We start from the raw sequence: 23,153 nt of genomic DNA on the forward strand, positions 1-23,153 counted from the left end.
GACATTACAAAACTTGGGTGACCAGTTGCGCAACCTAAGTTTACCAAACGTCCTTCTGCAAGCAGGATTACATCTTTACCATCAATTGTATATTTATCAACCTGTGGTTTGATTTCTACTTTAGTGTGGCCATAGTTGGTATTTAACCATGCAACATCAATTTCGTTATCAAAGTGACCGATGTTACACACGATAACTTTATCTTTCATTGTCTTGAAGTGCTCCGCACGAACGATGTCGCAGTTACCTGTAGTAGTAACAACAATATCTGCTTCTTTAACAGCATTAGCAAATTTCTTCACTTCGTAACCTTCCATTGCCGCCTGTAATGCACAGATAGGATCAATTTCAGAAACGATAACCCTCACGCCTTGTGAGCTTAAAGATTCTGCAGAACCTTTACCAACATCACCATAACCTGCAACAACAGCAACTTTACCAGCCATCATTACATCAGTAGCACGACGGATCGCATCTACCAATGACTCACGGCAGCCGTATTTATTGTCAAATTTAGATTTTGTTACAGAGTCATTTACGTTGATTGCAGGTAAATGTAACGTACCGTTTTTCATACGCTCATACAAACGGTGAACGCCTGTAGTAGTTTCTTCTGATAAACCTTTGATTGCAGCAATCAGTTCAGGAAACCTGTCAAATACCATGTTGGTTAAGTCACCACCATCGTCAAGGATCATGTTCAGCGGCTGTTGCTCAGGACCAAAATGTAAAGTTTGTTCGATACACCAGTCAAATTCTTCTTCGTTAAGGCCTTTCCACGCATAAACCTGGATACCTGCAGCAGCGATAGCAGCAGCGGCATGGTCTTGTGTAGAGAAAATATTGCATGAAGACCAGGTTACTTCTGCACCCAGTTCAACCAATGTTTCAATTAAAACTGCAGTTTGGATGGTCATGTGCAGACAACCTGCAATGCGCGCACCTTTTAGTGGTTTCGACGGACCAAATTCTTCGCGTAATGACATTAAGCCGGGCATTTCTGCTTCAGCTAATCCGATTTCTTTGCGGCCCCATTCTGCCAGTGAAATATCCTTTACTTTGTAAGGGATGTAAGTAGTCTCTACTGATGACATATTGTTATTTGTTTTGTGAACTGCAAATTTACTGCAATTCCTAATCAATAACAAAATGGAATTGGGATATGACGAAAGAATGGTGTTGAATCCAAAGGATTTAGCGAAGAGCTGCCGCCTCAAAACAAAGTAATCAAAAGGTAAAAAACCTCCGCAAAAACTAAATTCCTTTGATGCTACTGAATCTCGGTGTACCTTTGTTGCAAAGAAAATTGAATAATAATATTTAAAGCATCTTACATATGTATCCAGAATATTTAGTAGAACCTATGCGTGCGGAATTAACCAAAGTAGGTTTTGAAGAAATGAAAACAGCAGAAGAGGTAGATAATGCCCTTACCGGTGAAGGAACTGTTTTTGTTGTGGTTAACTCTGTTTGCGGTTGCGCAGCAGCGAATGCACGTCCGGCAGCAAGACTGGCAGCGTCCAATGAAAAACATCCTGATAAAATGATCACTGTTTTTGCAGGTATGGAAAAGGATGCGGTTGACAGGGCAAGAAGTTACATGATGCCTTTCCCTCCATCTTCACCAGCTATGGCTTTGTTCAAAGACGGTAAGCTGGTTCACATGATCGAACGTCATCAGATTGAAGGCCGTCCGGCACAAATGATCGCAGAAAACCTGATGGGTGCTTTTGATCAGTACTGCTAGTCATTAAAGATAATTTCCGGTGAACAACCGGTAAAAAGAGATCCGGCCCTGTGCCGGATTTTTTTTGCCTAAAAGTCCTTGTTCAGCAACTTCTCCAGTTCCCCAAAGGACACATTCATCCTTACCCTGCCTTGCTTCGCATAGGCGATCTCACCGGTTTCTTCAGAAACAATAACCGCCACGGCATCAGTAGTTTCCGAAATACCGATCCCGGCACGGTGGCGCAGGCCAAATTGCGGAGGGAGTTTATCATTGTCAGTCAGTGGCAGGATACAGCTGGCACTTTTAACCTTATTTTCGGCAATAACAACAGCGCCATCATGCAGCGGGCTGTATTTCTGAAAGATGCTTTCCAGCAAACGTTTCGAAATTTTGGAATCGATGAGCTCACAGCTGTTCGCAAAAAGCTGGTCATCATAAAACTTTACAAAAACGATCAGTGCACCGGTCCTGGATTTCTTCATGCTCTTGCAGGCATCAATGATTGGTTTAATCCGTACAAGGTTATCGCGTTCGATATCTTTACTGCCAAACAAATAGCCCCACCAGGCCTTGTTTTTCTGCAAAAATGTGTTTTTTCCTATCATCAGCAGAAAACGCCGGATCTCTGGCTGGAAAATAATAATCATGGCAATGACTCCCACGCTCATGAACTTGTTGATGATTGCAGACAGGAGGCGCATATTTAAGGCATCTACCACAAACCACAGGATCAGGATAATCACCATTCCCAGCAGCAGGTTGACCGCCATCGTATTCTTGATGAGGTTATAGGTATAGTAGATCAGGAAGGCAACGAACAAAATGTCCACTACATCCGTGACAGTTATGGTAAGAAAATCAAAGTCGAAGCCTTTCATCAGTGCCAAGTTAAGTATTTTAAGGAAATATTACTGCTCATGCACTTTTTCGACAAGCGCTATGCATTCTGCCGCTGCTTTTACATCGTGCACCCGGAGTATGCTTACGCCTTTCTGCAGCGCCAGCGTATTGAGTACTGTTGTGCCGTTCAGGGCTTCCTGAGGACTTGTGCCCAGAAATTTATAGATCATCGATTTTCTGGAGAAACCTGCCAGTACGGGAAGAGCAAAGATATCCAGGTTCTGCAGGTGGTTAAGCAGCTCATAATTGTGGGCAATCGTTTTGGCAAAGCCGAAACCCGGATCAAGAATAATATCCTTCACGCCCAGTTTCTTCAGGACACTGAGTTTTTGTTCAAAATAATCTACTACATCGAGACTTACATTCTTATAAACAGGGTGTTCCTGCATGTTCTGGGGATTGCCTTTCATATGCATCAGGATGTAAGGTACCTGCAGAGCGGCAACTGTTTCAAACATCTCTGCATCCAGTTCTCCCCCTGAAATATCATTGATCAGGTGAGCCCCGGCTTCGATACTTTCCCTGGCAACTTTAGCCCTGAAGGTATCAATGGACAACCTGGCTTCCGGAAATGTTTTACTGATGGCCTCAACTACCGGGATCATCCTGTTCAGCTCTTCTTCAGTACTGACGTCATCAGCGCCCGGGCGCGAAGAATAAGCACCGATATCTATGAAAGCCGCACCTTCATTTAAGCAGGTTTCTACTCTTTCCAGTGCGCGGTCTACGGAACTGATCCTGCTGTTGCTGTAAAAAGAATCAGGTGTTAAATTCAGGATGCCCATCACACAGGGCCTGCTTAAATCCAGCAGTTCACCTTTGAGGTTTAGTGTAACTTTTCGGTTTAAAAACGTATCTTTAGCCATCATTTAATACAAAAATACAGTATTAAAACAGCTTTAAACTAAATATTTTAATTGTTTTGGCCACAAATACCTCACAAGAATTCGATTCAGTAATTGCGGTCTGCAGATCGCTTTTTTTAAAGAAAACCAAAGACTACGGAACCGCCTGGCGCATTCTTCGCCTGCCTTCTATCACAGATCAGCTATTTATCAAAGCTCAGCGCATCCGCACGCTGGAAGAAAAAAAAGTATCTAAAGTAGGCGAGGGGATCATACCCGAATATATAGGGATCATCAATTACTGTGTAATTGCCATGATGCAGTCTGATATGGATGAAAATGATGCGCTGGAACTGGAACTCGGCAGGGTCGAAACACTGTTTGATGAAAAGGTACAGGAAACCAAAGACCTGATGTTTGCCAAGAACCATGATTACGGGGAAGCATGGAGAGATATGAGGATCAGTTCACTGACAGACCTCATTCTGATGAAGATCTTCAGGGTTAAGCAAATTGAAGACAACCTTGGGGCCACTGTAGTTTCTGAAGGTGTAAATGCCAATTACCAGGATATGCTCAATTATGCTGTTTTTGCGTTGATTAAAATGGAGCTGAAAGCGGAAGCGTAGTAACAATAACGCTGTATTGGCAACAATATGATCAGCAGTAACGATATTTAGGCAAATGAATAAGGTCGCGTTAAATTTTTCAAGAATATTTGTAGGGGTACTCTTTATTTTCTCCGGACTGATCAAGGCGAATGATACGCTGGGCTTCGGTTATAAACTGGAGGAATATTTTGATGTATTTCATATTTCCTTTTTTAGTCCCTATGCCACAGGTATAGCGATGATCCTTTGTGTACTGGAGATCGTCCTGGGAGCATTGCTGCTATTTGGTTTCTGGAATAAAAAAGTTGCCACAGGCTTGCTGGGGATCATTATCTTTTTTACATTCCTCACTTTTGTATCTGCAGCTTTTAAAGTAGTTACTTCATGCGGATGTTTCGGGGATGCCATTCCTTTAACGCCATGGCAGTCTTTTTCGAAAGACCTTGTGCTGCTGTTACTGATTGTTTACCTGTTTATGCATCGTAACGCAATACGGCCTGTTACGCAGAATGCAGGTGCACAGAAGATTGCGCTGATTGCTGTGGTAGCGGCTTCTTTCATCTTTACAATTTATACCTACAGTTACCTTCCGGTGATCGATTTTCTTCCGTACAAAGTTGGTGCAAGCCTGCCTGAAGCGATGAAAATTCCTGATGGTGCAGAGCCTGACCAGTACCTGATCATGTATAAGCTAAAAAATAAGGCTACAGGTGAAAGTAAGGAGATGAGCGACAAAGATTACCTGAAAACCGAGATCTGGAAAGATACCAACTGGCAGATTGTTGGCGATCCTGTGCAGCAGCTGGTCAAAAAAGGATATGAACCTAAAATAAAGGACCTGATCATCAGTGATGCTGCAGGCACCAATTACACCAAAGAATTACTCGAAAACCCATATTATAACATTATTATTGTTGCTTATAACCTGAACGATACCAATACAGAGGCCATAGGAAAACTCAATGCACTTACTTTGGATGCAACTGAGCAATTCAATATCCGTACGGTATTGCTTACGTCCAATTCTGCACAGGATGCGGATGCTTTCAGCAAACGCAATAAAGTGCTGTCGGAGATATTTTATGCTGATGCCGTGCCCCTTAAAAGTATGGTGAGGGCCAATCCGGGCGTGCTGTTATTGAAAAACGGAGTGGTAATTAACAAATGGAGCTACCAGGCGATGCCTTCATTTGAAAAATTAAAAACGGCTTATTTCGATAAATAACATGTGGTCATACGCACTCAGGAAATTATTCTATGGATTCGCCGTGATGGCGGGTGTTGTAGTAGTGGTATTTGTTCTCTTTAACATTCTGCCCGGTGATCCGGCACGAATGACCATGGGACAACGTGCCGATGTACAATCGCTTGAGGCCGTCCGCAAAGAGTTCGGACTGGATAAATCCAAGCCCATGCAATTCCTGTTATTTATCAATGATCTTTCTCCTGTCGGGTATCATGAGAATACAGCTCAGGAACAGGAAAAATACAACTACATCCCTCTGATACCACTTTCCTCTCATGTTATTGCCCTGAAGATCCCTTACCTGAGGCGGTCTTATCAGACCAAGCGTGAAGTGGCAACCATTTTAGGGGAAACGGTTCCAAATACTTTTGTCCTGGCCATCACCTCCATGGTATTTGCTACGCTGATCGGGGTATTCCTCGGGATTGTTTCGGCAGTTTATAAAAATACCTGGGTTGATAATGCTGCCAACGCATTTGCTATACTGGGCATTTCTGCACCTGCATTTTTTGCCGGGATTATCATCGCCTGGTTCTTCGGTTTTGTTCTCGGGCCTTATACCGGCTTAAACATGTCGGGCAGCCTGTACAGTTACGATCCCTTTCGCGGGGAAGTGATTACACTCAAAAATCTTATTTTACCTGTGATTACTCTAGGCCTTCGTCCACTGGCTATTATTGTACAGCTCACAAGAACTGCTATGCTGGATATACTGGGTCAGGATTACATCCGCACTGCCCGGGCAAAGGGCCTCGGACGCTTTGCGGTAATTTATAAACACGCTTTGAAGAATGCTTTGAATCCGGTGATTACGGCAATTTCCGGCTGGTTTGCCTCGCTGCTTGCCGGTTCCTTTTTTGTAGAGTATATCTTCGGCTATAACGGTCTGGGCAGAACTACAGTCAAAGCCCTGGAAATGTCAGATTTTCCGGTAGTGATGGGATCCATTCTGTTTATTGCCCTGATATTTGTGATAATTAATATTTTAGTAGATATATTGTATGCCTTTGCAGATCCAAGGGTAAAATTGGCTTAAGTGATGAAGATATTTTTGATTGGTTTTATGGGATGCGGCAAGACAACGCTGGGAAAGAAGATAGCAGCAAAGCAGGGAATTGAGCTGCTGGACCTCGACCATGAGATTGAACGTATAACCGGCACTACTGTTGCAAATTACTTTGCCCTTGAAGGCGAAGAAGCTTTCAGAAAGCTGGAAAGCGAAACACTGAAAAACTATGCCTATGCAGAGCACTGTATCATTGCTACCGGTGGTGGTACTCCTTGTTTTTTTGACAATATGGAATGGATGAATGCAAATGGAACTACCGTATATATTCAGCTATCTGCTGTTGCACTTGCCAAAAGGCTGGAAAAGGGAATAGCCAAGCGCCCTCTGCTGCGGGGTCTCACAGCGGAAGGGGTGGTTGATTTTATAGAAAACAAACTGACTGAACGCGGGCCGTTTTATGAGCAGGCCTGGGTCACCCTGAGCGGCATCGGCCTGGGCCCTGATGATATTATCAGGGCTGTGCAGGAAAATTAATTGTCTTCCGCAGCAAACTGCTCTTCAATAAATTTGATCTGTGTTCTGCCATGAGGTACAGGGTTACCGTATTCATCAACGTTTACAAATACCATTTTATCGATGGTCAGGATGCTTTTCCTGGTAATCTTATTTCGTACTTCACAAACCATTGTGAGCGATGTGTTTCCAAAAGCAACAGCCGTAATTCCCATTTCAATAATATCACCCTGTTTCGCAGAACTTACAAAGTTGATCTCAGAAATATATTTTGTAACCACTCTGGGATTGCCCAATTGTACAATTGCATAAATAGCTGCCTCTTCATCTATCCATCTGAGCAGGCTACCTCCAAATAAACTGCCGTTAGGATTTAAATCTTCGGGTTTTATCCATTTTCTGGTGTGGAAATTCATAATATTCAGGTTTTCTACAAAAATAAGAGTTTCTGAATGGTCTTATCTCACCTTAGCGTAAAGAATACTATAGCTTTTTCCAGGAAGTATCCGATTGCCTCTGCAGTATAGCGGAAAAATCTGTTCTCGGAGCAAGATCCAGATAGGGGTAAGTTACCTTGGAAAGGTATAATCCCTGGGGATGGGCTGGTGTAATCAGTGCCGGTGTCTGCTTGCTGATCAGATGGCTTTCAAATTCATCTACACTAAGTGTGCCTTTGCCGATTTTTAGCAGCTGCCCCATAAGGATACGGATCATTTTTCCAAGAAAACGGTTAGAGGAGATCTGGAACCTGAGTTTATCACCTTTCTCATCCACCATCAGGCTTGCAGAACGTACATAACACAGGGTGTGCTCATACTTGTCAGGATGGGTACAGAACGCGCGGTAGTCTTTGTATAATGGAAGCAGGGCCACTGCGTCCTTCATCTTGTCCCAGTCCAGTCCGTCCAGCAGGTAATACGAACTAAGGCCGTTTAAAAATGGATCTTTGTAGGTATGCAGAAAATAATCGTATGATCTTTGTACCGCGTCGAAACGCGCATGTGGCAAACCATCCATAGGAATGATGTCATACACCGCTATGTTTAATGGCAGCAGTTTGTTCAGCCTGAAAACCAGGTCGAAATCCCAGGGATGTTCAATGTCCATATGAAAGAAAAACTGACTGGCGTGCACCTGTGCATCCGTTCTTCCACAACCATTGATTGCAATTAGGGTTTTAAAGATATCGCTCAGGGATTTTTCTATAACACCCTGCACATTCATCACCGTAGCCTGTTTCTGCCATCCGTTATATTGCAGGCCATTGTAGCCAATATGTACAAAGTATCTCAAGATCTTATCTTTTTCCTGCTCTTTTGTTCAGCTCATCTACAGATATGGTAATCATTCTGCCTATTGGTTTATTGCCCCTGTAAGTGATTACACGCATCAGGCTGGCATCTTTGGGTACCAATAGTTTCTCTGTATATTTTGGATAGAACCTGTCCGGGAAGGAGTTGTCGAAACTGTAATAGATGTCCAGTCCGTCAATATCCGTGATCAGTTCTACCATCACCTGTCTGTCTGCAGACCTGCTTGCTTTAAATATCGGATCGTAAATACTCGGTGCATATTTTGTTTCCGCAATATCCATCCGTTTAAAATGCACTTCCATTTTACCGATAAAATTTGTCCAGTTTTTCTTTTCCTTTGGCGACCAAACGGATTCTGCAATGGCATAACCTCTTGGCCAGGTCATGTATTCTGCCTGGCGGATATTGTAAATCTGTTCTGTCCACAGATTGGCCTGTCCACCCCGGATATACTTGGGATCGGCTCCGGCTGGTACGGGATCAAATTCATAGGCTTTGGGCAAACGAACGGAATTATATACTTTAGGTTCTGTAATTACATCGCCCTGCATCAGATCCAGGTAAACATTAGTCTGGGGCGCCATGACCACTTCATGTTTCAAATGTGAGGCTTCGATACCAAACTGGCTGCTTCTCCAGCTCATGATGCCTGCACTTGCAGGGATATCACTGTTCATGATCTCGTCCCAGCCCATAAATTTTTTGCCTTTGGATTCTACAATCTTCTGTACCCTTTTTTCAAAATAGCCCTGTACCTGCTTCATATCCCTGAGGCCTTCTCTTTGCATCAGTGCCTTAATCGCATCACTTTTCTGCCAGAAGTTTTCCGGGGCTTCATCACCGCCCATGTGGATATATTCAAATGGGAACAAAGCGGCTACCTGAGTAATTACCGTATCCAGGAAACTGTAGACTCTCTCATTGGCAGGACAAAGCGTATTGTCTACGAGTGCTATAGGCGGAGCGCCGTGCGACCAGTCCATAATCTTCTCCCCTGAACGAACCCTATAGTTTACCGCTGCAGGGGTGCATGACAAATCAGGATAGGAGGCAACTGCTGCAAGACTGTGTCCCGGAACATCAATCTCGGGCATGATATCTACAAATCTGTCTTTCGCATACCTGATCAGCTCGCGTAGATCATCCTGTGTAAAGAAGCCGCCGTATGTACGGGGTTCATCAGGTCCGGGAGTGCTGAAACTTCCAAATTCGCCTGTTTTCTTTACATTCCATGCCCCTACTTCAGTCAGCTTGGGCAGTCCCTTGATTTCAATTCTCCAGCCTTCATCATCAGTAAGGTGCAGATGAAGCAGGTTATACTTATAGCGGACCATCGCATCAATGTATTGCTTTACTTCATTTTTAGTGAAAAAATGGCGTGCCACATCAAACATTAATCCTCTCCAGGCCAGCTTCGGGTAATCCGTAATTTCCACACACTGGATTTTCCAGGTCATATCTTCAACCAGCTCTTTCGATTCGATCTCTTTTGGAAACAGCTGCAATAAACTTTGTACGCCATAGAATAATCCGGCAGTTTTGTTTGCCTTGATCACTACCAATGTGGGTGTAATCGAAATCTGATATCCTTCAGTTCCCAACTGCGGGTTGGCTTTGTTATTCAGCATCAAACGGATCGAGGCCGGTGCCGATGTATTCGTATATTCAGCAACGAACCTGCCGGTCGGCACAGCTATCTTTTCTTTTAAATAATCTACTACCTGTTTCATTTCAGGCGTAGCCAGAATGATCACATTTTCCGGAAGCGTAAATTGTCCGCTTGTTTTGAGCAGGGATACAGGTTCGGGAATAATAGCAAACTCTGGCGGCCTGTTTGCAGGTCCGGCGCTGCTATCTGCCGCCGGTAATGTCGTATTTCCAGATCCCATTTGTTGACTATATGCGCTTGTGTAAATAAAAAAACAGCATATAAAAGTTACGAATTTGTTCATAAAAAAAAGAGGGTGTTTTGCGCGGGTGCCTGCTAAAAGGCTGCAATTTAGTAAAATGTGGATAAATACAGGATTTCTGTTAAGAGTTTAACAACATTTTGATTATCCGGTATTATTTTAAGGCGTTGAGCACCCTGAATAGTTTAGGATTGATGCCGCTGCCGGAATAATTATTGATATTGATAACGATCACATACTTGTTGCCATTATCAGCCGTGTAATAACCTGCAAAAGCTGATACATCGTTAATGGTACCACTTTTAAGTTTCATGCCGTTATTTTCGGGCAACGACTTATAGAAATCAGGGAACCAATCTTCCTTCTGCGATTGAAACAGGATGCTGGCCATGGCCGAAGTGGTTACCCTGGTTGCAGGAGACAGGCCACTGCCGTCAATAATGTTCAGCGCATTTCTGTCCAGCCCTTTGCTTGCCCAGTATTTTATCTCTGTGTTTGCTCCGTTGCTTGTAGTAGCCTCTTTTCCGGCTTTCCATGCAATTGTTTTGAGCAGGTGTTCTGCGTAAAGGTTTACACTTTTTTTATTGAGCCAGAAGACGATTTCTGCCAAGGAAGGGGAGGTGATGGTAATTAATTTTTGATTGCTTACCGGCAGCTGTTTTTTTGCTGCAGTAATCTGCCTTGCAGAAGCTGCAGCCGTGCTTACCCTGATGCCCGCTCTTTCCAGGGTATCCTGAAGGCGGAATGCTGCGTCAAATGCGGGGTCTGGCAATGCAACCGAAATCCCGCTTTTGCCGATTTCTCTTGCCCAGCTTCCTCTGAGATAAGCAATACTGGCCAGGGGAGGTAGAAAGGCGTAAGCCCTGTCGCCACTTCCCGGTTCTCCGGGTTTTAATTCATTGACGATCGTAAGGTAAGGCATAGAAGGTACTGTCCTTAAAATGGAGACACTATTGTTTGCGCGCAGTTTGATATCAAACTGGTTTTCCCGCCAGCTGAGCGCTGAAGGACCGGCGCCGAAATAATTTCCCATATCCTGCCAGGTCCATCCTTCAGGTGTGCCCTGTGTTCCCCACAGCTGGTCATCACCAATAACTTTCCCTTCAATCTTTTTAATGCCCGCAGCCTTTATTGCAGCCACCCATTGACTGAGAACAGCAGCTTCCTTATTTTCGTATCTCCAGGATGCCAGGGTGGGGTCACCGCCGCCGGTGATGATTACATCTCCCATCAGCGTACCGTCAGCAGCAATGCTTCCGCTGTATCCCAGTGTAGTCTGGTAATGGAAATCCTTCCCCAGTAGGGAGAATGCAGTTGCGGAAGTTATAGTTTTTAAGGTAGAAGCTGTGGCAAGCCCGGTATTTTCATTTTTTGCAAAGATCTGTTTCCCGGTATTTGCGTCCAGAACGCATATGGAACAAATCGCATATTTAGCCTGAGGATCTTCCAGTAAGGTATTAAAGGATTGTGCGATTCTCTGAGCAGGGCTCTGGGCAAAAGAGAGCGTTTGCGATAAGGCAAAAAGGAATACCAGCGATCTTTTTAACATATTCAATAAAAATAAAAATGTGGTTTAGCTACAACAGTTGCTGTATCTAAACCACATCGGTATGGGAATGATCTTTCTTAGATCAGTTCTTTTTGTACTAAAAATTCTGCGATTTGTACCGCGTTTGTCGCTGCACCTTTTCGCAGGTTATCAGCTACGATCCACATGTTCAGCGTATTTGGCATCGACTCATCTCTTCTGATACGGCCTACAAATACTTCATCTTTTTCATGTGCGTCTTTAGGCATCGGATATTTAAGGTTATCGATGTCGTCTTCCAGAATGATACCCGGTGTTTTTTCCATCAGGGATTTTACATCAGCCACGTCAAAGTCGTTTTCAAACTCAATGTTTACAGATTCAGAGTGGCCACCCATTACCGGGATACGCACTGTAGTAGCTGTAACGCGAATATTGTCGTCGCCCATGATCTTACGGGTTTCCTTGATCATTTTCATTTCCTCCTTGGTATATCCGTTCGCTTCGAAAACATCAATCTGCGGGATCACGTTCAGGTCGATCTGGTACGGATAAGCCATAGGGCCATCAGTAATGCCTTTACGTTCGTTCATCATCTGCTCTACTGCTTTCACACCGGTTCCTGTTACAGACTGGTAAGTAGAAACAACAACACGTTTAATTCTGTATTTATCATGTAATGGTTTTAAAGCCACTACCATTTGGATCGTTGAACAATTTGGATTGGCAATGATCTTATCGTCAATAGATAATTCATAAGCGTTTACTTCCGGTACGATCAGTTTCTTCGATGGATCCATACGCCATGCGGATGAATTGTCGATCACCGTTGTACCAGCTTCAGCAAAAAGAGGGGCATACTTCAATGAAGTACTGCCTCCGGCAGAAAATAAAGCAATATCCGGTCTCATGGCAATTGCAGTTTCCATGTTAACCACCTTGAACTGCTTACCCTTAAAAGTGATTTCTTTACCAACACTTTTTTCTGATGCAACCGGGATTAATTCGGTCAGAGGGAAATTACGTTCTTCCAGTACTTTTAACATTACAGTGCCTACTAAACCAGTAGCACCTACAACTGCGATTTTCATTTTGTTTTTATTTGAATTTAAAGGTAATGAAGCTCTCATCTACCGAGGAGGGTTTCATTTTTTGTTTATTAGAGTTTAAAGGTTATGAAAATGTCACCAACCGTTAGGCTGATGACATCTACATTCAAATATGAGAAAAAGTTTGCTTATTTACAGCATCCTGAGGCTACTGTATTTTATAAAATGCTTTTCTTCACATAATCAGCACTTTGTTTGATGCTTTTATAAGGGTCCATGGAGAAGTTCTCCTGTTCTACGATCAGGTGTTTTAATCCGGCCAGTTTAGCACTTTTGTAAAGCGTTTTGAAGTCGATTGTTCCTGTACCTACCTCTGTATTGATCGTATTGTCCACTTTATCCATGTCTTTTACGTGCCACATTGGAAAACGTCCCGGGAACTCAGTAAATAGTTTCACAGGATCATTGCCTGATCTCACTACCCAGTAAATGTCCATTTCAAAATCAACGAGGTTTGGATCTGTTCCTTTGAGCATGATCTCATAACCTGTGGTTTCGCCATATTTGATAAACTCAAAATTATGGTTGTGGTAGCCCAGTTTAAGGCCTGCCGCTTTGCACAGCACTGCAGCTTCATTTAGTTTGTCAGCTACGTTTTTCCAGTCGCCCTCAGCTTTTCTCAGGTTGTCACCCAGGTAAGGCACCGTGATATGCGAGCTGCCAAGTATGTTTGCAGCTTCAATGTAAGACTTTAGTTCTTCCTGATCTCCGGTGCTGATGAACTTATCCATACCATAATGTCCGCTTGGTGCGGTAAGACCGTTTGCAGTAAGCAGTGCTTTGAATGCTTTGGCATCCAATCCCCAATACCCGTCTTTGACCGAATAGCCGTAAGTTTCTACTTCTTTATACCCTGCTTTGGCAACATTGGCAATCGTACCTTTTAAGTCTTTTGGTAATTCTTCACGTAATGAATATAATTGCAGGCCTACAATTTTGGCCGGAGCTGCGAAAGCAAAGGAAGGTGCAATTGCTGCACCTGCAGCAGCTAAGCCTGCCAGTTTGATAAAATCTCTTCTCGAATTCATAGTTAATAGTTTATTGGTCACATATTGTAATGGCTTTTCTCAGGGATGCCAGTTTGTCTTCCTGTTTAGGGATAAACTCCTGTGCTATGTATCCTTTGAATCCTGTTGCCAGGATAGCCTTAATAATCGCGGGGTAATACAGTTCCTGCGTTTCATCAATTTCATTTCTTCCGGGAACACCTCCGGTATGGTAATGCGCAATGTAGGGGTGATAGGTCTGGATATTTCTGATCACGTCCCCTTCATCAATCTGCATATGATAAATATCATAAAGCAGCTTAAAGTTTTCAGATCCCAGTCTTTTTGCCAGTTCGGCACCCCAGGCAGTATGGTCACACTGGTAATCTTTGTGGTTTACCTTGCTGTTGAGCAGTTCCATAACGAGTACAACGCCATGTTTTTCTGCCAGAGGCATCAATTGTTTCAGTCCTTCCACACAGTTTTTTAAACCGGTTTCATCATCTTTTCCCCTGCGGTTTCCGCTAAAGCAGATCAGGTTTTTATAACCTGCTTTCGCAACGAGAGGGATCATTTTGCTGTAGTTTTCAATCAGCTTTGGATGAAATGCCGGATCATTGAAACCATCTACCAGATTGATTTCGGCACCGTTACACATCGAAGAATACAATCCGTATTTTTTCAGCGTCGGCCATTCTGATGGGCCAACCAGGTCGATCCCTTTCAATCCCATTTCTTTTCCGGCAGCGCATAGTGCATCCAGCTCGATGCCGCTATAACACCAGCGGCAGGCAGAATGGTTAACATTGCCTTTCAATTTAGGTGCGGCTGTAGTCGTTTCTTTTTCCATAGCGAGTCCCGGCATGGCCACTGAAGCACCCAATACAGCGCTGCCCGTGATCATTGTCTTTAACATTTTTCTGCGGCTTTGTTCAGTTCCCATGGTTAAGCGTGGTTTAATTGAGTGTCCGGAGTTGTTTTTTTATCAGTAAAGAAGACTGTGAAAAGCAGGAATACTACCAGTGCGATTCCCGCTGGAATAATCCATACCATCTTCCAGTCAATTGATCCATCGGCCAGTTTATAGCTGTCAGTAATCATACCGGCAACTTCAAATCCGATCAGCATGCCCACTCCATAGGTTGCCAGTGTAATTAAACCCTGCGCAGCGCTTTTGTATTTATCACCAGCCCTTGAGTTGGTATAGATTTGGCCTGATACAAAGAAGAAATCATAACAAACGCCATGTGATGCAATACCAATGATCAGCATAAAGCTCAGTTCACCTGCATTTCCGTAAGCAAATAAAGCGTAGCGTACAGCCCATGCGAGCATACCTACCAATATAGTGATCTTAAATCCGAAGCGTTTAAAAAACACGGGGATCAGCAGGAGGAACAGTGCTTCAGAGCCTTGCCCGATTGCCATTTTCCCGGTCGGTCCGGCAACCCCAATGCTCGAAAGGAAAGGGTGTGCATTCTGGTAATAAAAGGCCAGCGGGATACAGATTAGAATTGCAGAAATAAAGAACACTGCAAAGTTTTTATCTTTCAGCAGGCTGAGTGCATCCAGTCCGAGGATATCAGAAAGTTTGATCTTCTCATCTTTTGCCACTTTTGGCGGTGTTTTTGGTAAGGCGAAGCTGAATAATCCAAGGATTAGCGAAGCTATTCCTGCCATTGCAAAAGTATTTTTTAACAATCCTGAGCTCAGTCCTTCTGCAGAATCCCACAGGAATAAATAGCTGATGAACAGACCGGCTACGATCCAGCCGATTGTGCCCCAAAACCTGATGTTTGAAAATTCCTTCTCAGCATCTTTCATCTGGTTAAATGCCACAGAATTGACCAGTGCCAGGGTAGGCATAAACAGGATCATGTAGCCAAGTACATAGGGATAAAAGGCATCCACATTCGTAGCAGTGTACATCTGATACATCAGGATAGCGCCGATGATATGCAGTACGCCCAGTATTCTTTCAGCGTTAAAGAACCTGTCGGCTATCAGACCGATAATAAATGGTGCAATGATTGCGCCCCAGGACTGCGTGGAGAATACTGCTGCTGTTTGCGATCCCGTAGCTGACAGATTTTTTTCTAAAAAAGTACCCAGGGTAACGAACCATGAGCCCCAGATAAAAAACTCCAGGAACATCATTAGTGATAACTTGATTCGGGTATTTACATTCATCATATTTGGTTTATAGTGTTTATAGTTCTTTGATCATGATATTGCGGTACCATACTTCGTTTCCATGGTCCTGCAGTGATATCTTTCCGGAAGTGAATGTACCAAAGCCTTCCCATTTTGCAAATTTACTGCCAGCAATTAATGTTTTCCAGTTATCGTCAAATTGTGTTGTAGAAACTACAGTGACGCCATTTAATTTAATCTCCAGTTTGCCCCTGTTGCTGATGATCTCGGCTGTATTCCATTGCCCAACAGGTTTTACCGGCTCAGAGCTGCTTTTAACAAGGTCATACAGGTCTCCCGCACGGTGTTTGGGAATTTTACCATCAGAATGGCCATCGTTATCAATTACCTGTACTTCAGGGCCGGTACTGTAGGTCTGGTGATATTTTTCTGCATCTTCCTTTATATGGAATAAAATACCGCTGTTTGCACCAGGAGCAACTTTCCAGTCTACCTTCAGATGAAAATTACTGTATTCCTTGTTGGTCACGAGGTCACCTTCATCTTCCTTTTTACCGGTAGGTACCAGGTGAAGTGCACCCTCCTCAACCTTCCATGCCTGTCCGGCTAAATTTCTGCCGTAGCTATGCCAGCCGGTTGTAGTTTTACCATCAAACAGGTTAACAAAACCTTTCTCAGTTTTTTGTGCCATACTATTGGTGCTGATCATTGCTGTGAGCAACAGTGCAGCCGATATATTGTGTAATTTCATAGTTCTGATATTTATATGCCAAGTGTCCATCCTTTGCGGTATTCTCTTTTTACATACTGGTTTACATCATCGAAGTTGGTCACCTTCATGTTGTCGTTATCCCATAACAGTTGTATGTTTCTGCCTGGATAAGTGATTTTGCCATCGGCCGATGTTCTTTGCACATCGTTTCCGCGGATGGCGAGGTTAGCCATTAACAAGGCTTCAGTTAAGGGGCCGGCGATCTCAAAGGGAGAACTCACTTCTTTTTTGCCGTAACCGGCAATGCAGGCTTCAACCCATTGTGCGTAGTGCCCGTTTGCTCCACCGGCAACACGTGCAAACTTTTCAGGAACTTTAATGTCTTTGTTGCGGCTCAATGGAAGCAATCGCGGATTAGCACTGTAAGTGCTGCTCATCATTTTTCCTTTGGTTCCGATAAACAGCGTACCGTTGCCGCCATCACCAAATACATCATTGGCATCCAGTTCTTCGGGGCGAGTAGGCTGTATTCCTCCGTCCATCCAGTGCAGCGTTACCTCGCCCTGGGTTTTTGGTGTTTTAGGGAAAGTCAGCGTTACATGACTTGATGGGGGGCAACTTTCAGGGAAATACCCTCTTTTGAATTCATCCACATAAACAGAACCTACACTGGCCTGTACATTAGTTGCATATTTCAGTCCCAGTACACTGAAGGGAGCTTCGATCAGGTGGCAGCCCATATCGCCTAAAGCGCCCGTTCCGTAATCCCACCAGCCTCTCCAGTTAAATGGAACCAGTTTATCTACATATTCTTTGTAAGGGGCATTGTTGAGCCAGAGGTCCCAGTCGAGCGTTGCCGGTATTTCAGCTTTATTGGCCGACCATGGAATACCCTGAGGCCAGACCGGGCGGTCTGTCCAGGCATAAACTGTATGCACATCGCCAATCAGCCCTGCGTCATACCATTCTTTCATTTGCCGCGGGCCATCATTTGATGCGCCCTGGTTGCCCATCTGGGTAACCACTTTATATTTTTTCGCAGCTTCGGTTAATTTCCGGGCTTCGTAAATATCATGTGTAAGGGGTTTTTGCACATAAACATGTTTCCCCAGCTGCATTGCAGCAACCGTAATCATAGCATGACTATGGTCAGGTGTCGATATGCTTACTGCATCAAAATTTTTGTGTTCTTTGTCCAGCATTTCACGCCAGTCCCTGTAGAACTTGGCTTTAGGGAAAGCCTTCACCGTTGCAGCAGCTCTTTTGGTGTCCACATCACAAAGAAATCCAATATCTGCTTTGCCACTTTTATAAAAAGAAGCAATATCGCCCGCGCCCTTTCCACCTACACCTATACCCGCTATGACAAGCCGGTCACTCGGAGCTGTAAAACCTTTCCCTCCTAAAACGTGACGGGGGAAAATCATAAATGATGCACCTGCTATTGCAGTATTTTTTATAAATGCACGCCTGCTGGCGGCATTCACGTCTTTATTTGTTTTGTCCATTAGATAAAAATATTTGGTTAGATAGAGATATCTGGCTTTAAAAGGTTTATTTTTTTAGTGACAATACCCAGGTCACCATTAGTTTTGCGTCGTCTTTGCTCAGGTTAGGGTGAGGCGTCATTGGCAAATCTCCCCATGTACCTTTGCTTCCTGCAATAACAACATCCGCCAGGTGGCTGATATTTGCCTCATTGGAAGGGTATTTTGCGGCAATATCCACATACGCAGGGCCGATTACCTTTTGTGTTTCATTGTGGCAGCCCACGCAGTCGGCCATTGCAACTAGTTTTTTACCGGGAAGTTCAGCTCCCGTTGGTTCAGCACTCACAGTTGTGCTGCTATCAGTCGTAGTTGTCGTAGTAGATTTCGTCTTGATTGTCTCCTCTTGCTGGGAAGAACCTCCGCAGGAAGCGATAGTTAAGCCAAGGCAGCCCAGGATCAGTAGTGTTGTGTGTTTCATTCTTATTTGTGCTAATTATTATATACCTAATATTTGTCGGTTAAAAGCCTCATCAGCACCGGTAGCGGCGAAATCATCAAAGGCCCTGGTAGTAACCGGGATAATATGTTTTTTAATAAACTCGGCGCCTTCTCTTGCTCCGGTTTCAGAATCCTTGATACAGCATTCCCATTCCATTACTGCCCAGCCTTTAAAATCATATTGGGCAAGTTTACTGAATATTGTTTTAAAATCCACCTGTCCGTCTCCCGGGGAGCGGTAGCGCCCTGCGCGGTTTGCCCAGCTCTGGTATCCGCCAAAGGTTCCCTGTCTTCCGGTAGGGTTAAATTCTGCGTCTTTGACATGGAAGGCCTTAATGCGTTCGTGGTAAAAATCAATATACTGGATATAGTCCAGCTGCTGTAATACAAAGTGTGAAGGATCATACAATAAGCATGCCCTTGGGTGATTGTTTACTTTTTCGAGGAACATTTCATAGGTAATACCGTCAAAAAGATCTTCACCGGGGTGGATCTCATAACATACATCTACTCCGCATTCGTCAAATTCGTTCAGGATCGGCAGCCAGCGGCGTGCAAGTTCAGTGAATCCCGCATCCACTAATCCTTCCGGTCTCTGCGGCCATGGATGGAACATATGCCATAAAAGTGATCCGCTGAAAGTAGCATGTGCATTTAATCCCAGGTTTTGAGACGCTTTAGCCGCGTACTTCAGTTGCTGCACGGCCCATTCTGTTCTTGCTGCGGGGTTGTTCCTCAGGTTTGCCGGTGCAAAACCGTCAAATGCCTTGTCAAATGCCGGGTTTACAGCTACCAGCTGACCCTGGATATGTGTAGAAAGTTCTGTGATCTCCAGTCCGTAACCTGCTATCTGTCCTTTCAGATCATCTGCGTAGGTTTTGCTTTCGGCTGCTTTTTGCAGGTCGATAAACCTGGTATCAAGAGTAGGCATCTGAATGCCTTTGAAACCCAGGTCTGCCGCCCATTTACAGATACCTTCGAGCGAGTTGAAGGGTTCTTCATCTCCAATAAACTGTGCTAAAAAAACTGCTGGTCCTTTAAGTGTTGTCATCTTGTTATATTTTAAAATCGAGCCATTTCTGGTCCGACTGGCTTGATGCCACTACATTTTCTATAAACGCCATTCCTCTCACACCTTCCTCCACACCGGGGAAGTCGAGCATTTCTGCTGTTGGTGTTTCGCCGGCAAGCAATGCCTGCAGTGTTGCAGCAAAATTTCTGTAGATATTGGCGAAGGCTTCAAGATATCCTTCAGGATGTCCGGAAGGCGTGCGCGCGTTGTACTGTGCCACCTGTGACAAATAACCCTGTCCTGTACGGTAGATCTGGCTTGGTGCGTCCAGCCATTTCACTTTCAGTGTGTTGGGTTCTTCCTGGTGCCATTCCAGTCCGCCTTTCTCTCCATACACCTTTATTTTGAGTGCATTTTCTTCTCCTGCGGCAATCTGCGAAGCTACCAGTACACCATTGGCACCATTGTTAAACTTCAGCAATACATTTCCGTCATCATCCAGCGGTCTGCCCTCAACTACAATGTTCAGGTCTGCGCAGATCCTGGCGATCTCCAGTCCCGAAATATATTCTGCCAGCTGAGCCGCATGTGTACCGATGTCTCCCATACAGCCGCTGATCCCGCTTTTTGCAGGATCTGTTCTCCATGAAGACTGTTTGTTTCCATCACGCTCCGAAGGCAGGCTGAGCCATCCCTGAGGATATTCCACAAGCACTTTGCGGATTTTTCCGAAAGCACCGTCTTTTACCATCTGCCTGGCCTGTTTAACCATCGGATAACCGGAATAAGTGTAGGTAAGACACAGGGTTAAACCTGTGTCTTTTACTTTTTCTTCCAGTTTTTTTGCTTCATCCAGCGTAAGGCTGATTGGCTTGTCGATTACCACATGAAAACCATGTTCCAGCGCCAGCATTGCAGGTGCAAAATGTGCGAAGTTAGGTGTAACGATTGTTACGAAGTGCATTCTTGTTTCGGCCGGCAGGAGACTTTCTTTTTCGATCATCTCCTGGTAGCTTCCATAGTTTCTGTCTGCTGCTAAAAACAACAAATCTCCGGACTCTTTTGCAGTTTCGGGATTGGAGCTCAGGGCCCCGCAAACCAATTCTATCTGTCCGTCTATATTTGCGGCAATGCGGTGTACTGCGCCGATGAAGGCGTTTTTGCCACCGCCGATCATGCCCATTCTTATCTTAGCTGCTGTCATTAAAGATTTCCTTTTTTAAGTTCAGATACTGCAAAATCCGCCGCTCTGGCTGTTAATGCCATAAATGTAAGTGAAGGGTTCTGGCAGGCGATAGATGGCATACAAGATCCGTCAGTTACAAACACGTTTTTCACCTCGTGCATCTGGTTCCATTTGTTCAGGACAGAAGTTTTAGGATCATCACCCATACGTGCTGTTCCCTGTTCGTGGATGGCCATACCCGGCGAAGATCCGTTGTCGAAGGTCTTGATGTTTTTCATACCTGCGGCTTCAAGCATTTCTGCAGCATCGTTCATCATCTCTAAACGCATTTTTTGTTCATTACCTTTAAACTCTGCATCTATTGCCAGAACTGGCATGCCCCATTTATCTTTCTTGGTTTTGTCAATATAAACCTTGTTGTCATGGTATGGAAGGGATTCACCGAAACCGCCAAGTCCCATAGTCCACAGTCCCGGCTGCGTCATCAGCTCTTTGTATTCGCCTCCAAAGGCAAGTTCTGCGACATCTTTGTGCCAGCCTGTACGGCTTGCACCACCCTGATAACCAAAGCCACGCAGGTAATCGCGTTTCTGGCCATTCATGTTCTGGTACCTCGGGATATAGATCCCGTTGGCCCTTCTTCCATATGTATATTTATCTTCGAAGCCTTCAGCTTCTCCGTTTGCACCACAACGGAAATGGTGGTCCATCAGGTTATGGCCAAGCTCTCCGCTTCCATTGCCAAGTCCGTTAGGATGCTCAGCGGAAGTTGAGTTCAGCAGCAGGAAGGTACTTCCCAGTGTTGAGCCGTTTACGAAAACAATTTTTGCGTAAAACTCTATGTTTTCATTTGTTTCTGAATCGATCACACGTACACCTTTGGCTTTTTGTGTTTCCTTGTCATAGATAATGGATTCTACCAGTGAGAAAGGACGTAAAGTCAGATTTCCGGTAGCAACTGCAGCGGGCAGGGTAGAGGATTGTGTGCTGAAATAAGCACCGAAAGGACAGCCTCTGCTGCAAAGGTTACGGTACTGGCAGCTGCCACGTCCGCCATGGGGTACAGTAAGATTTGCTGTACGGCCAATGGTCATGATCCTTGATTTTTTCCAGTGTGCTTCGATGCGGGTTTTTACCGATTTTTCCACACAGTTCATCTCCATTGGAGGAAGGAATTGTCCATCAGGCAGTGCAGGCCAGTTTTCTGCCTGTCCGCTGATTCCTGCAAAACGCTCTACGTAATCGTACCATTTTTCGAGGTCTTTGTACCTGATCGGCCAATCGGTACCATGACCGTCTTTTTTATTGTCTTCAAAGTTCAGGTCACTGAAACGGTAACTCTGACGGCCCCACATGAGTGATTTTCCACCTACATGGAAACCACGGTACCAGTCGAAACGTTTTACTTCAGTGTAAGGACATTCCAGGTCATTTACCCAGAAGCTCTCATTAAATTCCTGATAAGGATAATCCCTGATCTGTACAGGGTGAGTCTTTTTTTGTTCTTCGGTCAGCAAGCCACGGTGTTCAAACTCCCATGGTTTTTTCATTGCTGTAGTATAGTCTTTGATGTGCTCAACGTTTCTGCCCCGTTCCAGCAGTAAAACTTTAAGTCCTTTTTCTGTTAGTTCCTTTGCTGCCCATCCACCGCTGATGCCGGAACCTACAACAATGGCGTCATATGTATTTTGTGCTGCTGCTTTTGTATTTAAATTCATTGTTTGTTGTGCTAAAAGATTTATGAATAAACTCTCTGACCAGGTTTCAGGTCTACACAGCCATCATAACGGCCGGGGATCTGAACATATTCAAGAGCCTGCGAAGCGCCGATCTCCGAGGTCCAGTAACCAAGCAGCGTTAAATCCCGCGCTATAGCAAAGAAATATGGGGTGCTTTTGGCATACCTGTCTGGTCCTGCCATAGGTTTTTCCAGTTTCAGGTCCGGACCTGATGGTTTGTTTGCAGCTTCAGCTTTCTGCGCGGCAACGGTTTCATCACGTAATTTACCGAGGAGCTGCTCACGCTGTTTCGGGGTAATTTTAAGGAATGAGTTGCTGTACTCTTTTTTCGAACGGTCTTCAAGGTCTTCAAGGCCTTTAACAAATGCTTTCTGTGCATCTTCAGGGTAACATTCCATGATCATTTTTGAAATGAACGGCCCTACACCTGCAGCTTTTGCGCCCGGGGTTTTTGTTGAAGGAATAATGACATCTGCAACCTCAGTGATGATCAGGTGCTGGTCTTCTGAAAACAGATTTGATCCCTTGTTTGCCGACGGCGAAGTACAGCCATCGAGGAATACACCAATTGTAGTTGCAGACAGTGCGCCTCCCATTAAAAAAGCAACACTTCTAACTGCCTCTCTTCTATTCATAGTGATTTAAATTTGGTTATCTTGTTAT

General features: G+C 44.4%; 23 protein-coding genes. 5 read left to right on the plus strand and 18 right to left on the minus strand.

The annotated features are described in order from the left end of the window. On the minus strand, positions 1-1,094 hold a 1,094-nt coding region (ahcY, locus tag ABWY16_RS14425; RefSeq protein ID WP_353905348.1), incomplete at its 3' end, for an adenosylhomocysteinase. Between the two features lie 242 nt (positions 1,095-1,336). Here ahcY and ABWY16_RS14430 point away from each other — a divergent pair. Continuing rightward, a complete protein-coding gene (locus tag ABWY16_RS14430) occupies positions 1,337-1,747 on the plus strand; it encodes a BrxA/BrxB family bacilliredoxin (protein WP_142527261.1) in 411 nt (136 codons plus the stop codon). A gap of 68 nt (positions 1,748-1,815) precedes the next feature. On the opposite strand, the gene cdaA is transcribed toward ABWY16_RS14430, so the two are convergent. Both cdaA and folP read right to left on the minus strand, forming a co-directional pair. Next, entirely contained in the window at positions 1,816-2,607 is a 792-nt protein-coding gene (gene cdaA, locus ABWY16_RS14435; protein WP_353905382.1) for a diadenylate cyclase CdaA, read from the minus strand. A gap of 30 nt (positions 2,608-2,637) precedes the next feature. Next, entirely contained in the window at positions 2,638-3,495 is an 858-nt protein-coding gene (folP, locus tag ABWY16_RS14440; protein WP_353905383.1) for a dihydropteroate synthase, read from the minus strand. Positions 3,496-3,551: 56 nt separating this feature from the next. Here folP and ABWY16_RS14445 point away from each other — a divergent pair, with 56 nt between their 5' ends. From ABWY16_RS14445 to ABWY16_RS14460, 4 genes are read left to right on the plus strand one after another with little or no spacing between them, the layout of a single operon-like run. Continuing rightward, positions 3,552-4,103: a DUF1599 domain-containing protein gene (locus tag ABWY16_RS14445; RefSeq protein ID WP_353905349.1), complete on the plus strand. Its 552-nt coding sequence runs from the start codon at positions 3,552-3,554 to the stop codon at positions 4,101-4,103. Positions 4,104-4,158: 55 nt separating this feature from the next. Beyond that, positions 4,159-5,310: a BT_3928 family protein gene (locus tag ABWY16_RS14450; protein ID WP_353905350.1), complete on the plus strand. Its 1,152-nt coding sequence runs from the start codon at positions 4,159-4,161 to the stop codon at positions 5,308-5,310. A 1-nt stretch (position 5,311) separates the two neighbouring features. Beyond that, the gene (locus ABWY16_RS14455) at positions 5,312-6,367 is read left to right on the plus strand and encodes an ABC transporter permease (RefSeq protein ID WP_353905351.1); all 1,056 of its coding nucleotides are present in this window, start codon (positions 5,312-5,314) and stop codon (positions 6,365-6,367) included. 3 nt (positions 6,368-6,370) lie between these two features. Continuing rightward, the gene (locus ABWY16_RS14460) at positions 6,371-6,874 is read left to right on the plus strand and encodes a shikimate kinase (protein ID WP_353905352.1); all 504 of its coding nucleotides are present in this window, start codon (positions 6,371-6,373) and stop codon (positions 6,872-6,874) included. Here the strand turns inward: ABWY16_RS14460 and ABWY16_RS14465 are convergent. From ABWY16_RS14465 to ABWY16_RS14535, 15 genes are all read right to left on the minus strand, one after another. Next, positions 6,871-7,269, minus strand: coding sequence for an acyl-CoA thioesterase (locus ABWY16_RS14465; protein WP_265793676.1), 399 nt, complete (start codon positions 7,267-7,269; stop codon positions 6,871-6,873). The two genes, ABWY16_RS14460 and ABWY16_RS14465, sit on opposite strands and share 4 nt — an antisense overlap. Before the next feature lie 67 nt (positions 7,270-7,336). Further along, positions 7,337-8,146, minus strand: coding sequence for a tRNA pseudouridine synthase A (locus ABWY16_RS14470; protein ID WP_353905353.1), 810 nt, complete (start codon positions 8,144-8,146; stop codon positions 7,337-7,339). 4 nt (positions 8,147-8,150) lie between these two features. Continuing rightward, on the minus strand, positions 8,151-10,055 hold the full coding sequence (locus tag ABWY16_RS14475; RefSeq protein ID WP_353905354.1) for a beta-N-acetylhexosaminidase: 1,905 nt from the start codon (positions 10,053-10,055) through the stop codon (positions 8,151-8,153). A 175-nt stretch (positions 10,056-10,230) separates the two neighbouring features. Beyond that, the gene (gene dacB / locus ABWY16_RS14480; protein WP_353905355.1) at positions 10,231-11,625 is read right to left on the minus strand and encodes a D-alanyl-D-alanine carboxypeptidase/D-alanyl-D-alanine endopeptidase; all 1,395 of its coding nucleotides are present in this window, start codon (positions 11,623-11,625) and stop codon (positions 10,231-10,233) included. Between the two features lie 77 nt (positions 11,626-11,702). Beyond that, positions 11,703-12,695 (minus strand): aspartate-semialdehyde dehydrogenase, encoded by a 993-nt coding sequence (locus ABWY16_RS14485; RefSeq protein ID WP_353905356.1) that lies wholly within the window; start codon positions 12,693-12,695, stop codon positions 11,703-11,705. Between the two features lie 176 nt (positions 12,696-12,871). After that, positions 12,872-13,741, minus strand: coding sequence for a sugar phosphate isomerase/epimerase family protein (locus ABWY16_RS14490; RefSeq protein ID WP_353905357.1), 870 nt, complete (start codon positions 13,739-13,741; stop codon positions 12,872-12,874). A 10-nt stretch (positions 13,742-13,751) separates the two neighbouring features. Continuing rightward, positions 13,752-14,642, minus strand: a complete 891-nt coding sequence (locus ABWY16_RS14495; protein ID WP_353905358.1) for a hydroxypyruvate isomerase family protein — start codon at positions 14,640-14,642, stop codon at positions 13,752-13,754. 2 nt (positions 14,643-14,644) lie between these two features. Continuing rightward, the gene (locus tag ABWY16_RS14500) at positions 14,645-15,889 is read right to left on the minus strand and encodes a nucleoside permease (protein ID WP_353905384.1); all 1,245 of its coding nucleotides are present in this window, start codon (positions 15,887-15,889) and stop codon (positions 14,645-14,647) included. Between the two features lie 19 nt (positions 15,890-15,908). Next, positions 15,909-16,604, minus strand: coding sequence for a 3-keto-disaccharide hydrolase (locus ABWY16_RS14505; protein WP_353905359.1), 696 nt, complete (start codon positions 16,602-16,604; stop codon positions 15,909-15,911). A gap of 11 nt (positions 16,605-16,615) precedes the next feature. Further along, positions 16,616-18,073 (minus strand): Gfo/Idh/MocA family protein, encoded by a 1,458-nt coding sequence (locus ABWY16_RS14510; RefSeq protein WP_353905360.1) that lies wholly within the window; start codon positions 18,071-18,073, stop codon positions 16,616-16,618. Between the two features lie 46 nt (positions 18,074-18,119). Next, on the minus strand, positions 18,120-18,533 hold the full coding sequence (locus ABWY16_RS14515; RefSeq protein ID WP_353905361.1) for a c-type cytochrome: 414 nt from the start codon (positions 18,531-18,533) through the stop codon (positions 18,120-18,122). Positions 18,534-18,551: 18 nt separating this feature from the next. Beyond that, a complete protein-coding gene (locus ABWY16_RS14520) occupies positions 18,552-19,604 on the minus strand; it encodes a sugar phosphate isomerase/epimerase family protein (RefSeq protein WP_353905362.1) in 1,053 nt (350 codons plus the stop codon). 4 nt (positions 19,605-19,608) lie between these two features. Beyond that, positions 19,609-20,769: a Gfo/Idh/MocA family protein gene (locus ABWY16_RS14525; protein WP_353905363.1), complete on the minus strand. Its 1,161-nt coding sequence runs from the start codon at positions 20,767-20,769 to the stop codon at positions 19,609-19,611. After that, positions 20,769-22,469 (minus strand): GMC oxidoreductase, encoded by a 1,701-nt coding sequence (locus tag ABWY16_RS14530; protein ID WP_353905364.1) that lies wholly within the window; start codon positions 22,467-22,469, stop codon positions 20,769-20,771. Before ABWY16_RS14530 ends, ABWY16_RS14525 begins: the two co-directional genes overlap by 1 nt. Positions 22,470-22,489: 20 nt before the next feature. Further along, positions 22,490-23,125: a gluconate 2-dehydrogenase subunit 3 family protein gene (locus ABWY16_RS14535; RefSeq protein ID WP_353905365.1), complete on the minus strand. Its 636-nt coding sequence runs from the start codon at positions 23,123-23,125 to the stop codon at positions 22,490-22,492. Positions 23,126-23,153 lie beyond the last annotated feature (28 nt).

The organism is Pedobacter sp. (genome assembly GCF_040513095.1).
In the GTDB taxonomy this organism is placed as follows: Bacteria; Bacteroidota; Bacteroidia; order Sphingobacteriales; family Sphingobacteriaceae; genus Pedobacter.

Bases quoted from the DNA above. Each gene is read 5' to 3' on its own strand.
- ABWY16_RS14510 (WP_353905360.1), bottom strand. From the start codon at position 18,073: ATGGACAAAACAAATAAAGACGTGAATGCCGCCAGCAGGCGTGCATTT.
- ABWY16_RS14455 (WP_353905351.1), top strand. From the start codon at position 5,312: ATGTGGTCATACGCACTCAGGAAATTATTCTATGGATTCGCCGTGATG.
- ABWY16_RS14485 (WP_353905356.1), bottom strand. From the start codon at position 12,695: ATGAAAATCGCAGTTGTAGGTGCTACTGGTTTAGTAGGCACTGTAATG.
- ABWY16_RS14515 (WP_353905361.1), bottom strand. From the start codon at position 18,533: ATGAAACACACAACACTACTGATCCTGGGCTGCCTTGGCTTAACTATC.
- ABWY16_RS14450 (WP_353905350.1), top strand. From the start codon at position 4,159: ATGAATAAGGTCGCGTTAAATTTTTCAAGAATATTTGTAGGGGTACTC.
- ABWY16_RS14495 (WP_353905358.1), bottom strand. From the start codon at position 14,642: ATGGGAACTGAACAAAGCCGCAGAAAAATGTTAAAGACAATGATCACG.
- ABWY16_RS14525 (WP_353905363.1), bottom strand. From the start codon at position 20,769: ATGACAGCAGCTAAGATAAGAATGGGCATGATCGGCGGTGGCAAAAAC.
- ABWY16_RS14490 (WP_353905357.1), bottom strand. From the start codon at position 13,741: ATGAATTCGAGAAGAGATTTTATCAAACTGGCAGGCTTAGCTGCTGCA.
- ABWY16_RS14535 (WP_353905365.1), bottom strand. From the start codon at position 23,125: ATGAATAGAAGAGAGGCAGTTAGAAGTGTTGCTTTTTTAATGGGAGGC.
- dacB (WP_353905355.1), bottom strand. From the start codon at position 11,625: ATGTTAAAAAGATCGCTGGTATTCCTTTTTGCCTTATCGCAAACGCTC.
- ABWY16_RS14460 (WP_353905352.1), top strand. From the start codon at position 6,371: ATGAAGATATTTTTGATTGGTTTTATGGGATGCGGCAAGACAACGCTG.
- ABWY16_RS14430 (WP_142527261.1), top strand. From the start codon at position 1,337: ATGTATCCAGAATATTTAGTAGAACCTATGCGTGCGGAATTAACCAAA.
- ABWY16_RS14505 (WP_353905359.1), bottom strand. From the start codon at position 16,604: ATGAAATTACACAATATATCGGCTGCACTGTTGCTCACAGCAATGATC.
- ABWY16_RS14475 (WP_353905354.1), bottom strand. From the start codon at position 10,055: ATGGGATCTGGAAATACGACATTACCGGCGGCAGATAGCAGCGCCGGA.
- ABWY16_RS14500 (WP_353905384.1), bottom strand. From the start codon at position 15,889: ATGAATGTAAATACCCGAATCAAGTTATCACTAATGATGTTCCTGGAG.
- ABWY16_RS14520 (WP_353905362.1), bottom strand. From the start codon at position 19,604: ATGACAACACTTAAAGGACCAGCAGTTTTTTTAGCACAGTTTATTGGA.
- folP (WP_353905383.1), bottom strand. From the start codon at position 3,495: ATGGCTAAAGATACGTTTTTAAACCGAAAAGTTACACTAAACCTCAAA.
- ABWY16_RS14465 (WP_265793676.1), bottom strand. From the start codon at position 7,269: ATGAATTTCCACACCAGAAAATGGATAAAACCCGAAGATTTAAATCCT.
- cdaA (WP_353905382.1), bottom strand. From the start codon at position 2,607: ATGAAAGGCTTCGACTTTGATTTTCTTACCATAACTGTCACGGATGTA.
- ABWY16_RS14530 (WP_353905364.1), bottom strand. From the start codon at position 22,469: ATGAATTTAAATACAAAAGCAGCAGCACAAAATACATATGACGCCATT.